Here is an 11,633-nt window from a genome sequence, read left to right on the forward strand (position 1 = left end):
AGGATGCGGCTGCGTTCCTGGCTCCCCACCTCCGGCAAGGTCCTGGCCGGTCTGGTGATCGTCGTCGTCTTCGCGCTGGTGGCGATCGTCGGACCGATGGTCGCCCAGTACGGGCCGCGTGCCTCCGGTCCGGAGGTCCTCGCCCCACCCTCGGCCGCGCACTGGTTCGGGACCACGCAGACCGGGCAGGACGTGTTCGCCCAGTTCGTCTACGGTGCTCGGGTGTCCCTGGCGGTGGGCGTGTTCGCCGGTGTGGTCTCCCAGGTGGTGTCCATCGTGGTGGGCGTGATCGGCGGCTACTTCCGCGGGCTGGTCGACGACGGGATGTACATCCTCACCGCTGTGTTCCTGGTGATGCCGGGGATGCCGCTGCTGATCGTGCTCACCGGCTACCTGCCCTCGCGCGGGATGATCTCGGTGGCAGTGGTCATCGCGATCACCTCGTGGGCCGGGTCGGCGCGCGTGCTGCGGGCCCAGACGATGTCGCTGCGGCGCCGCGACTTCGTGGAGGCCGCGCGGGCGACGGGTGAGTCCCGGGTGCGGATCATCGTCAGCGAGATCATGCCGAACGCGTTGCCGCTGATCGCCTCCGGGTTCCTGTTCTCGGTGATCACCGGCATCCTGTCCGAGGCGGGTCTGTCCTTCCTCGGGCTCGGGTCGCTGACCTCCACCAGCTGGGGCACGATGCTGTACTTCGCGCAGAACGCGCAGGCGTTCCTCATCGGTGCCTGGTGGTGGTTCGTCCCCCCTGGGCTCGCGATCGCGATCATCGGGGCAGGGCTGGCGCTGATCAACTTCGGCATCGACGAGTACGCCAACCCCCGGCTGCGCACCGGGAAGAGCCGGGCGAAGAGCGCCCCCGCGCCGCTGGCTGCGGCCACCGCCGAGGAGCCCCACTCGCCTGTGCCCGACCAGGAGCCGCAGATCCGGCCGGGCGGCAGCCAGGCCGACCCGGTGATCGAGGTGGCTGGTCTGACGGTCGACTATGACACCGCCGAGGGGCGGGTGCATGCGGTCAAGGACGTCTCGCTGACCGTGCGCCGCGGTGAGCTGCTCGGCCTGGCCGGCGAGTCCGGCAGCGGCAAGTCGACGTTGACGAACACCATCACCCGGTTGCTGCGGCCACCAGCAGAGGTGACAGGTGGTTCGGTCACCTACCACCGCCGCGGCACCGGTGCTCAGCAGGAGCCGGTGGACCTGCTGCACCTGCCGGCTGATGAGCTGCGCCGGTTCCGCTGGACCGAGCTGTCCATCGTGTTCCAGAGTGCGATGAACGCGCTGAACCCGGTGATGCGCATCTCTGCACAGTTCGACGACGTCCTGCGCGTGCACCGGCCGCAGATGCGCCCGGCGGCGCGGCTGGAGCTGGCCCGCACGATGCTCACCCGTGTGGGAATCGACCCGGAGCGGGTCAGCGCCTACCCGCACGAGCTCTCCGGTGGGATGAAGCAGCGGGTGGCGATCGCGATCGCCCTGGTCTGCGACCCGGACGTGATCGTGATGGACGAGCCCACCACAGCGCTCGACCTGCTGGTGCAGCGGGAGGTGCTGGACCAGGTGATGGCGCTGCAGGAGGAGTTCGGCTTCGCGATCATCTTCACCACGCACGACCTGTCCCTGCTGCTGGAGGTCTCCGACACCATCGCAGTGATGCAGCAGGGCCGACTGGTGGAGTACGGCGCCGCCATGGACGTCTACACCGACCCGCGTCACCCCTATACGCAGACTCTGCTGCGTTCGCTGTCCGACCTGGGAGCCCTGGTATGACCGCCATCGAGACCGAGCCAGCCTCCCCCACAGCCGAGGTCGTGCTCGAGGCCCGCGACCTGGTCAAGGACTTCGCCGGCCGGCGGCGAGGGCTGCGCCGGGAACGGATGCGTGCCGTCGACCAGGTCTCGCTGCAGCTGCGCCGCGGGGAGGTCACCGCGTTGGTGGGGCAGAGCGGTTCCGGGAAGAGCACAGTGGGCCGTCTGCTCGCCCAGCTGCTGCCGCCCACCTCCGGGCAGATTCTGCTGCACGGCACACCCGTGGCCGCCACCAGCGGTCGGGCGTTCATCCGGTACACCGGCGCAGTGCAGATGACGCTGCAGGATCCGTTCGCCTCGCTGAACCCGGTGCACCGGGTGGACCATGTGCTCGGGCGTGCGCTGGCCATCCACGGCCGGGCCCGCGGCCGGGACCAGGTGCACGAGCAGAGCCTGGCGTTGCTGGAGAAGGTGGAGCTCACCCCGCCGGAGCGCTACCTGCACCGGTTCCCGCACGAGCTCTCCGGTGGGGAGCGGCAACGGATCTCCTTCGCCCGGGCGCTGGCGGCCCAGCCCCAGGTGTTGCTCGCCGACGAACCGGTGTCCATGCTGGACGTGACGATCCGCAAGGAGATGCTGGACCTGCTGGACAGTCTGCGACGCAGCGAGAACCTGGCGGTGCTGTACATCACCCACGACCTGGGGTCGGCGCGGGCCTACTCCAGCCGGACGCTGGTGATGTATCACGGGGTGGTCGTGGAGCGTGGCAGCAGCGCCGCCGTGATCGACGACCCGCAGCACGAGTACACCCGACGGCTGCTGGCAGCGGCCCCGAACCCGCGCCGGCGTCTGGCCGGCTGAGAGGTGCAGCAGATGACCAGCAGCGCACAGGACGCCCGCCACCTGGCGACCCTGACCACCGAGCGGGTGGACGAGCGCTACCACGACCTGGACCGGCGTTCCACCCTCGAGGTGCTCACCGCGCTGAACGATGCCGAGGCACAGGTGCCGCTTGCGGTGCGGGCGGTGCTGCCGGAGCTGGCACTCCTGGTGGATGCGACCGCGCGCCGGCTGCGGGCGGGCGGCCGCCTGGTGTATGTGGGGGCCGGCACGTCCGGTCGCCTCGGCGTGCTGGACGCCGCGGAGTGCCCGCCGACGTTCCACGTCGCTCCGGAGACGGTGACCGGGGTGATCGCCGGCGGACCGGCGGCCGTCTTCGCCTCGGTGGAGGCGGCGGAGGACTCTGCCGAGGCTGGGGCGGCCGAGATGACCGACCTGGCGGTCGGTGCCGGTGACACCGTGGTGGGCATCGCTGCCAGCGGGCGCACCCCGTTCGTGCTCGGTGCAGTACGTGCCGCCCGGGCAGCCGGGGCCCTGACCGCCGCGATCTCCTGCAACACCGGGTCCCCGCTGGCGGCGCAGGTGGACCACCCGTTGGAGGTGGAGGTCGGCCCGGAGGTGATCGCCGGCTCCACCCGGCTGAAGGCCGGATCGGCCACCAAGCAGCTGCTGAACATGCTCTCCACAGCGGTGATGGTCCGCAACGGCAAGACCTATCAGAACCTGATGGTGGACCTGACGATCAGCAACGGCAAGCTGCGCGACCGGGGGGAACGCCTGCTGGTGCGGATCACCGGCTGCAGCCGACAGGACGCGGCCACCGCGCTGCGCGCTGCCGGCGACCGGGTTCCGGTGGCGGCGGTGATGCTGGTGCACGAGGTCGACCCCGGCCGGGCGGACGATCTGCTCGCTGCCGCCGACGGCCATCTGGCCCAGGTCATCGACCCCGCCTGACCACTCTCAGGGGGTGGCCGGTCAGGTGGCGGTGCGGGCGAGCCTGGCCAGGTCCTGACGGAGCCCGGACACCTCGAAGCGGTCGCGGTGTGGATGCACCCGGTTGGTGAGCAGCACGGTGACCAGCTCCCGGGCCGGGTCGATCACCACTGCGGTGCCGGTGAAGCCGCTGTGGCCGAGCACGCCGGGATCGGTGGTGGCCATCAGCGACTCCTGCCCGAGGCGGAACCCGATCGCCTGGTCATACCCGACCCGCTGCGCCTCCGCTGCGGAGAGCGTGCCGGTGCGCAGCAGCGCGCGAGAGTCCTCGCTGAGCAGGCCCGCCGCCCCAGTGCGCACCTCCTCGCCGAAGACGAGCAGGTCATCCGCTGTGGAGAAGATCCCGGCGTTACCGGCGCCGCCCAGGGTCCAGGCGGTCTCGTCGTGCACCTGGCCGCGGACCAGCCCGCGCGGTGGGTCCTGCTGGTACTCGGTGGCCACGACCGGCCGCCCTCCCGGGTCGTAGCCGGTGTCGGTGAGCCCCAGCGGACCGGTGACGCTCGCCTGCACCAGCTCCGGCAACGGCCGACCGGTGAGGCGCTCCAGCAGCAGCCCGAGCACCAGGTAGCCGACGCAGGAGTACTCGTGCCGCTCCCCCGGTGGGGCGGTGAGCGGTGCGGACAGCACGCGCCGGGCGTGCTCGGCGCGGCTGCCCGGGGTACGCCACAGCTGTCGCACGGCCGGCAGGCCGGCCGTGTGGTTCAGCAGGTGCCGGGGCAGGATCCGGCGTCGGTCGGTATCTCCCCCGGCAGCGAGGTCGGGCAGGTCCTCGGCGACCGGGCGGTCCAGGTCGAGCACCCCGGCATCCACCTGCACCAGGGCGGTGACGGCGGTGAGCAGCTTGGTCACCGAGGCCACGTCCCACAGGTGCTCGCCGGTGACCGGTTCCCGCTCGGTCTCCGGCAGCAGGTCGCCGTCGGCGTCGAACGCGACCGCCCAGCCCGACCGTGCCTGGGCGAGCACCTCGCCCCGGCGGGCGATCAACGCCACTGCCCCCGGCGCGCCGTCGAGAGGACCATCCTGCCCCGGTGCGCCCGCCCGGGCCACCGAGGTGGCGCCGTCGAGCAGGTCCTGCAGCTCGCGCTGCAGCTGCCGGTGTGCGGTCATCGGCGCTGCCGGACCACGTCGTAGGTGCCGCGCAGCGCCTCGGCGGTCTCCTCCATCCTGCGCTGCGCCACGGCCACGAACAGGCAGTCCACCACCAGCAGCTGGGCGGTGCGCGAGGCCATCGCGCCGGAGCGGAACCTCGCCTCCCGCACTGTGGTCTGCAGCACCAGGTCGGCAGCCTTCGCCACCGGGGAGCTGCCCACGTTGGTCACCGCCACCGTCGTGACCCCACGTTCGCGGGCGGCGGCCAGAAAGGTGACCACCTCAGTGGTGGTGCCGCGGTGGGAGAAGCCGATCGCCACGTCCCCCTCGCCCATCAGTGCGATCGAGGTGAGCGCATCGTGCCCGTCGGCGAAGCAGTATGCGGTGCGCCCGATCCGGAACAGCTTGCGGTGCAGGTCGGCGGCACTCCAGCCGGACCCGCTGACCCCGTACAGGGAGATCCGGGAAGCGCCGTCGACGGCGTCCACCACCCGGGCCAGCTCGTCCAGGTCCAGGCTCTCGATCGTCTCCTCGATGCACAGGCTCTCGGTGTACCGGACGGAGTCCACCAGCTCGGCGAGCGTGGAGGAGGCGGAGATGTCCGCCACGTCGGTGCCCCCGCGGTGCGCCCCGTCGCGCCCCACCTCAGTGGCCAGCTGCACCCGGAGCTGGACGAACCCGTCCAGACCGAGCTCGCGGCAGAACCGCACCACCGTGGTCTCCGAGGTGTGGCAGCGGCGGGCCAGGTCGGTGATCGTGCCGCCCAGCATCCGTTGCGGGTCCGCCAGCACGTCCTCGGCGACGCGCCGGATCGAGGGCGGGTAGCTCTCCAGGCTCGCCTGGATGCGGGACTGGATGTTCATCGCTGTTGCCCTCCTGCCCGCTTCGCAGCGGCTTCCCTCTGGTCCGGTCCAGAGTATCGGGCTCCAGGCTCAGAGCAGGTCCGCTCGCAGCTCTTCGGCCGAGCGCGGGGAGAGCAGACCGGGTGGCACGTCGAACAGCGTGAGGGCGCCGTGCCGGTGCTGGGCGGCGAGCCGGTGGGTGGCGCGGGCGTAAGCGACCAGCACGCTGGCGGTGAATCCCGGGTTGTCGGCGAGGGTGAGACCGAACTCGACCAGCTGCCTGTCACCCGCGCCGGTCTGGCCGCTGCGCAGCACGAAACCCCCGTGCGGCATACCGGTGTGGTCGCGGTCCAGCTCCTCGGCCGTGATGAAGTGCACCGTCGTCTGGTACGGCTCGAAGTAGTCCGGCATGGTGACGATCGCCTCCCGCACCTCCTCGGCGTCCGCACCCTCGGCGAGCACCACGAAGCACTCCCGGGTGTGCTTCTCCCGGGTGGTCAGGTCCGGGTCCTCGCCCCGGCGCACCGCGTCCACCGCCGCCTGCGACGGGATCGTGTACTGCACGCCCGCGGCCACCCCGGGTACGCGGCGCACCGCGTCGGAGTGCCCCTGGCTGAGCCCGCGTCCCCAGAACGTGTACGTCTGCCCTGCGGGCAGGATCGCCTCGCCCAGCATCCGGTTCAGGGAGAACAGACCCGGGTCCCAGCCGGTGGAGATCAGCGCGGTCCGGCCGCCGGCGCGCGCGCGGGCGTCGACGGCGGAGAAGTAGTCGGGGATGCGGGCGTGGGTGTCGTAGGAGTCCACGGTGTGGAACATCCCGGCCAGCTCGGGCCCCTGCACCGGCAGGTCCTCCTTCGAGCCGCCGCAGAGGATGAGCACGTCGACGTCCTCGGTGCTGCTCGGCAGCCTGTCCCAGGCGAGCACCCGGGTCTCCGGCCGCTCGGGGCGCACCTGGGCCGGGTCGCGGCGGGTGAAGACTCCCACCAAGGTCATGTCCGCATTCTGTGCGACCGCGGCCTCCACCCCCCGTCCGAGGTTGCCGTACCCTGCGATTCCGATCCGGATGGTCTCGCTCACCTGTTGCCCTCCCGTGCCTTCCTGTGCGTGACTGGGAACCCGCCGTCGGCAACGTACACCACGCCGGCGACCGGTGAGAGTACCGACCGGACGATGGAGGAACGATGAGCGAAGACGTGCTGGCCACGCTGCCCGCACCGGTGCAGCAGTTCGTGGCGGCGATCAACTCCGGGGACACCGAGGCGTTCGTCGGCGTATTCACCGCCGACGGCTACGTGGACGACTGGGGCCGGGTGCTGCGCGGCCCGGACGGGGTGCGCTCCTGGGCCGGTTCGGATGCGATCGGCGCCGGGGCGCAGATGACGATCCTGTCCGGGGCCACCGAAGGGGACACGGTGCACACGCACTTCTCCTGGTCCTCGAGCGTGTTCAACGGGGAGTCCGACGGGATCTTCACCCTGGACGGGGACAAGATCGCCGGGTTCCGCATCCCACCGGCGCACTGAAGGGGACCCTGACGGCGGAGCACCTGGTCGTGGTCGAGTCCACCTTCAAGCGGGCTGTCCTGGTCACTGCCGCCAGCTGGCGATCAGGTACTCGATGGCCTCTCCGGCCTCCCCCTGGTCGCAGCCGCCGACGTTGATGTGGTAGCTGCCCTCGGGCGTGGTGTAGTCCACGTACGTGCTGCGCCCGCCCGGGCAGGACTCACCGAGCTTGATGTCCCCGGACAGTCCGTGCTCGTGCAGCAGGTCGGCGAGCTGGGCGGTCTGCTCCGGGTCGTCGGTGGTGGCCTCGCTGGTGTCGAAGCCCTCGATCGCCTGGTCCTGGCTGTAGACCGCGCTGGTGATCGTCATCGGGTCCGGGTCCTGGCAGCCGGCGAGCAGCAGCACGCCGGCCGCGGCTGCCAGCAGGGCGCCGCCAGCTCGACTGATGGAGAAGGTCATTCGACGAGCGTGGCAGTCCGGCCCTGGGCCGTCGATGGGGAGAACTGCTCAGCTCAGCGCCGACGTTTCTCCCGGATGCGCACACTGATCTCGATCGGGGTGCCCTCGAAGGAGAACGTCTCCCGCAGCCGGCGTTCGATGAACCGCCGGTAGCCGGGATCGAGGAACCCGGTGGTGAACAGCACGAACCGGGGCGGCCGGGAGTCGGCCTGGGTGCCGAACAGGATCCGGGGTTGCTTCCCGCCGCGCACCGGGTGCGGGTGGGCCGCGGTGAGCTCGCCGAGGAAGGCGTTCAGCCTGCCGGTGGGCACGCGCCGGTCCCAGGACTCCAGAGCCGTGTCCAGGGCCCGCACCAGCCGGTTGGTGTGCCAGCCAGTGGTGGCCGTGAGGTTCACCCTGGGCGCCCAGGTGACCTGCACCAGCTGCTGGGCGATCTCCCGCTCGAGAAACCCGCGCCGCTCCTCGTCCACGAGGTCCCACTTGTTGTAGGCGATCACCAGCGCACGTCCGGCGTCGATGACCTGCTGCACCACCCGGACGTCCTGCTCGGTGATCGGGGTACCGGCATCGATCAGCACCACACCGACCTCCGCCTTCTCCAGGGCACCCTGGGTGCGCAGCGAGGCGTAGAAGTCCGCCCCCGAGCTCTGGTGCACCCGGCGGCGGATACCCGCAGTGTCCACGAACCACCAGGGCCGTCCGTCCAGCACCACCAGCTCGTCCACCGGGTCGCGGGTGGTGCCGCCGACATCGTCGACCACCACCCGGTCGCTGCGGGTGAGCGTGTTCAGCAGCGAGGACTTGCCCACGTTCGGCCGGCCGACCAGCGCCACCCGCCGCGGCCCGCCCTCCGGGAGCTGCCCGGCCACGCCGGAGACCGCCGGGAGCATCGCCAGAGCAGCATCCAACAGGTCGCCGGAGCCGCGGCCGTGCAGTGCGGACACCGGGAACGGCTCCCCCAGGCCGAGGGACCAGAGCATCGCGGCGTCTGCCTCCCCCCGCTGGTCGTCCACCTTGTTCGCCACCAGCATGGTCGGCTTCTCGGCGCGGCGCAGCATCCGTACCACGCGTTCGTCCTCGTCGGTGGGGCCCACGGTGGCGTCCACGACGAACAGCACGGCGTCGGCGAGCTCGATGGCGATCTCTGCCTGGTCTGCCACTCGTCCGCCGAGCCCCTTGGTGCTGCGTTCCCAGCCGCCGGTGTCCACCACGGTGAACTCTCGTCCGGCCCACTCCGCCGGGTAGCTGACCCGATCGCGGGTGACGCCCGGGGTGTCCTGCACCACGGCCACCCGGCGGCCGAGGAACCTGTTCACCAGTGTGGACTTGCCCACGTTCGGCCGGCCGATGACGGCCAGCACCGGTGGCGGCCCGCTCGGTTCCGCCGCTGCGCCGCCGGCCTCCGGCTCCTGGAGCAGGGCACGATCCTCCTCGTCCAGCGCATAGTCGGCCAGCCCCGCACGCAGGGACTCGGCCCGCTGAGCCTCCTCCGCGGTCTCCGGTACGTCGTGGTCGGGAGCGGAACCCGCAGAGTCGTCAGTCACGCCCGCTATTGTCCACGTCGCACAGCGCACAACTCAACTGCAGCAGATCAGATCTCCGTGTCCTCCGGCAGCGGCACCCCGTGCTCGGCGGCGGAGCCGGTCACATGCTCGCTCAGCCGGGCCTGGATCCGGCCCATCGCGGCGGACACGGCGGCCCGCCCGATCCCGGCGCCGGGGTCCACCGCGGCGAACGGCTCACCGAACACCACCGTCAGCCGCGCCCGCGGACCAGGCACGTGCCCGGGCTTCTTCCCGGTCGGGCGGGTGCCCAGGATCGCCGCCGGCACCACCGGTGCCCCGGAGCGTACTGCGAGCCAGGCGATGCCGGCCTTGGTCTCTTTCACGTCCCCACGCCCGCGGGAGCCCTCGGGGAACACGCCCACGAGCCGTTCCTCGTTCAGCAGTGCGAGCGCGGTCTGCAGCGCGGCCCGCCCGTTGCGCCGGTCCACCGGGATCTGCCCAGCGGTCCGCATCAGGAAGCCGATGAACCCGGAGAACATCTCCTCCTTGATGATCATGTGCGACTCGCGCGGGATCACGCCGTGCAGCAGCGGGCCGTCGATGATGCCGGTGTGGTTCGCGGCGACCAGCAGCCTGCCGGTGCGTGGGATGCTCTCCGCACCGACCACCTGGGTGTTCCAGAAGCCGCGGGCGAGGAACCAGCCCACCCGGCGCGACCAGGTCGGCCCCCACCGCTTGATCTTCTCGGGGGTGATCGACTGGCCCGGCGAGGCCTTCTGCTCGGGTGCGCTCACTGCTGCTCCTGCGTGCGGGGGTTCTCGTCGGCTGCGGTGATCACGGCCCGCACCGTGGCCACCGCTTCGTCCAGGGTGAGGGTCGAGGTGTCCACGGTGACCACGCCGTCGGCGGCAGTGGTGAAGTTGGCGACAGTGGAGTCGTCGGCGTCCCGCCGGACCACCTGGTCCCGGGTCGCAGCCAGCGCCCCGGCGTCTGCGGTGCCGTGCAGCTCTCGAGCCCGCCGTTGCAGCCGGGCCTCCTCGTCGGCGAGCAGCAGGATCCGCACCGGGGCGTCCGGGGCGACCACTGTGGTGATGTCCCGGCCCTCGGCGATCACGCCGCGCCCGCCGCTGAACGAGCCGGGTTGCAGCTCGGCGGCGATCGCCTCTCGTTGTCGCTGCTGCAGCTCTGGGCGCACACCCAGGTTGGTGGCCACGGCCGAGACCGCGGTGGAGATGCGGGTGCTGCGGATCTCGCGCGCCACATCGTGGCCGTCGACGGCGAAGGTGGGGCGGGCAGGGTCGGTCCCGATCTCCATCGGGATGGTCCGCACGGCTGCGGCGACCGCTTCGTGGTCGGTCAGGTCCAGGCCCAGGTGCAGGCACCACCAGGTCGCCACCCGGTACATCGCGCCGGTGTCCAGGTAGGCCAGACCGAGCTCACCGGCGAGCCGTCGGCTGATCGTGGACTTGCCGGTGCCGCTGGGGCCGTCGATGGCGACCACCAGCCCGGTCACTGGGCCACCACCCGCCAGTTGCGCTCCTCCAGCGCTGCCTCGAGCCTCGCCGCGGCTGTGGGCATCACCGACACGATCGCCATCCCTACCTTCTGCTTCGGGGAGTGCTCCATCTGGAAGTCCTCGATGTTCACGCCGATCTCGCCGACCTCGGAGAACAGCCGGCCCAGCTCACCAGGCTCGTCCGGGACCAGCACGCTCACCTCGGCGTACCGCTTGCGGGTGCCGCCGTGCTTGCCGGGCACCTTGGCCACACCTTCGTTCCCGGCACCGATGACTGCGGCCAGACCGGCCACCGCCCCAGGCGCCAAGGGGCCGTCCTCAGCGGCGGCGGTCAGTGCGGCGATCAGCTCGTCCAGACCGGTGCGCACGCCACGCAGCAGGTCCAGCACCGCAGCGGCGTTCCCCGTGAGGATCGCCGACCACAGCCTCGGGTCGGAGGCGGCGACCCGGGTGACGTCCCGCAGCCCCTGCCCGGCCAGGGCGAGCGCGGAGTCCGGGGTGTCGACGAGCTGGGCCGCGGTGAGCGAGGACATCAGCTGGGGCAGGTGGGAGACTGCGGCGACGGCGTCATCGTGCTCGGCCGGGGCCATCGTGGCCACGGCGGCGCCCAGGTCCACGGCGAGGGTGCGCACGGCCAGCACCGCTGCTGCTGCGGACTGCTCGTGCGCGGCGACCACCCACGGACGGCCGAGGAACAGGTCTGCGGAGGCGGCGCCGGCGCCGGAACGCTCCCGGCCGGCCATCGGGTGGGAGCCGACGTACCGGGTCAGGTCCAGCCCCGGGTCGGCGGCGGCCATCTCGGTGAGCTCGGTGAGGATGATGCCCTTCACGCTGGCGACGTCGGTGACGACGGCGTGCGGCCGGGCCCGCAGCTGGGCAGCGACCAGGTCGGCGGTGACGTCCGGTGGTACAGCGACCACCACGAGCGCGGGCTCTGGGTCTGCGGCTGTGGCGATGCTGCCACCGCCCAGGTCGCGGGACAGCGCCAGCGCCGAAGGTGAGGTGTCGGTGAGGGTGACTGGCACGTCCCGTGCGGTGAGCGCGAGCGCGATAGAGGTGCCGAGCAGCCCGGTGCCGACGATGTGCACCGGGCCGGTGGTGGCCGTCGCGTCGGCCGCCTCCGCGGTCACTGTTGCTCCTGC

The 11,633-nt window shown here is 71.7% G+C and carries 12 protein-coding genes; 4 read left to right on the forward strand and 8 right to left on the reverse strand.

Features of this window, described 5'->3' with window-relative positions; translation table 11 throughout:
- Positions 1 to 3 precede the first annotated feature (3 nt).
- From K338_RS0101305 to murQ, 3 genes are read left to right on the forward strand one after another with little or no spacing between them, the layout of a single operon-like run.
- Entirely contained in the window at positions 4 to 1,767 is a 1,764-nt protein-coding gene (locus tag K338_RS0101305) for a dipeptide/oligopeptide/nickel ABC transporter permease/ATP-binding protein (protein ID WP_022916378.1), read from the forward strand.
- Positions 1,764 to 2,606 carry an ABC transporter ATP-binding protein gene (locus tag K338_RS0101310; protein ID WP_022916379.1) on the forward strand — a complete coding sequence of 281 codons (843 nt, stop codon included), beginning with the start codon at positions 1,764 to 1,766 and terminating at the stop codon, positions 2,604 to 2,606. The genes K338_RS0101305 and K338_RS0101310 overlap by 4 nt, the downstream gene beginning before the upstream one ends.
- Before the next feature lie 12 nt (positions 2,607 to 2,618).
- Positions 2,619 to 3,539 (forward strand): N-acetylmuramic acid 6-phosphate etherase, encoded by a 921-nt coding sequence (gene murQ, locus K338_RS19800; protein ID WP_022916380.1) that lies wholly within the window; start codon positions 2,619 to 2,621, stop codon positions 3,537 to 3,539.
- 21 nt (positions 3,540 to 3,560) lie between these two features.
- Here murQ and K338_RS19805 read toward each other — a convergent pair whose 3' ends face one another.
- From K338_RS19805 to K338_RS0101330, 3 genes are all read right to left on the reverse strand, one after another.
- Entirely contained in the window at positions 3,561 to 4,685 is a 1,125-nt protein-coding gene (locus K338_RS19805; RefSeq protein WP_022916381.1) for a serine hydrolase domain-containing protein, read from the reverse strand.
- A complete protein-coding gene (locus K338_RS0101325; RefSeq protein ID WP_022916382.1) occupies positions 4,682 to 5,530 on the reverse strand; it encodes a MurR/RpiR family transcriptional regulator in 849 nt (282 codons plus the stop codon). Before K338_RS0101325 ends, K338_RS19805 begins: the two co-directional genes overlap by 4 nt.
- A gap of 69 nt (positions 5,531 to 5,599) precedes the next feature.
- The gene (locus K338_RS0101330; RefSeq protein ID WP_022916383.1) at positions 5,600 to 6,586 is read right to left on the reverse strand and encodes a diaminopimelate dehydrogenase; all 987 of its coding nucleotides are present in this window, start codon (positions 6,584 to 6,586) and stop codon (positions 5,600 to 5,602) included.
- A gap of 104 nt (positions 6,587 to 6,690) precedes the next feature.
- Between K338_RS0101330 and K338_RS0101335 the strand changes: the two genes are divergently transcribed.
- On the forward strand, positions 6,691 to 7,032 hold the full coding sequence (locus K338_RS0101335) for a nuclear transport factor 2 family protein (RefSeq protein WP_022916384.1): 342 nt from the start codon (positions 6,691 to 6,693) through the stop codon (positions 7,030 to 7,032).
- A gap of 63 nt (positions 7,033 to 7,095) precedes the next feature.
- Here K338_RS0101335 and K338_RS0101340 read toward each other — a convergent pair whose 3' ends face one another.
- From K338_RS0101340 to K338_RS0101360, 5 genes are read right to left on the reverse strand one after another with little or no spacing between them, the layout of a single operon-like run.
- Positions 7,096 to 7,470, reverse strand: coding sequence for a hypothetical protein (locus tag K338_RS0101340; protein ID WP_022916385.1), 375 nt, complete (start codon positions 7,468 to 7,470; stop codon positions 7,096 to 7,098).
- A gap of 53 nt (positions 7,471 to 7,523) precedes the next feature.
- Positions 7,524 to 9,014: a ribosome biogenesis GTPase Der gene (gene der / locus K338_RS0101345; RefSeq protein ID WP_022916386.1), complete on the reverse strand. Its 1,491-nt coding sequence runs from the start codon at positions 9,012 to 9,014 to the stop codon at positions 7,524 to 7,526.
- A 47-nt stretch (positions 9,015 to 9,061) separates the two neighbouring features.
- Entirely contained in the window at positions 9,062 to 9,769 is a 708-nt protein-coding gene (locus K338_RS0101350; RefSeq protein ID WP_022916387.1) for a lysophospholipid acyltransferase family protein, read from the reverse strand.
- On the reverse strand, positions 9,766 to 10,488 hold the full coding sequence (gene cmk / locus K338_RS0101355; protein ID WP_022916388.1) for a (d)CMP kinase: 723 nt from the start codon (positions 10,486 to 10,488) through the stop codon (positions 9,766 to 9,768). The genes K338_RS0101350 and cmk overlap by 4 nt, the downstream gene beginning before the upstream one ends.
- Entirely contained in the window at positions 10,485 to 11,621 is a 1,137-nt protein-coding gene (locus K338_RS0101360; RefSeq protein ID WP_022916389.1) for a prephenate dehydrogenase, read from the reverse strand. Before K338_RS0101360 ends, cmk begins: the two co-directional genes overlap by 4 nt.
- Between the last annotated feature and the right edge of the window lie 12 nt (positions 11,622 to 11,633).

It is taken from the genome of Ruania albidiflava DSM 18029 (assembly GCF_000421225.1).
In the GTDB taxonomy this organism is placed as follows: Bacteria; Actinomycetota; Actinomycetes; order Actinomycetales; family Beutenbergiaceae; genus Ruania; species Ruania albidiflava.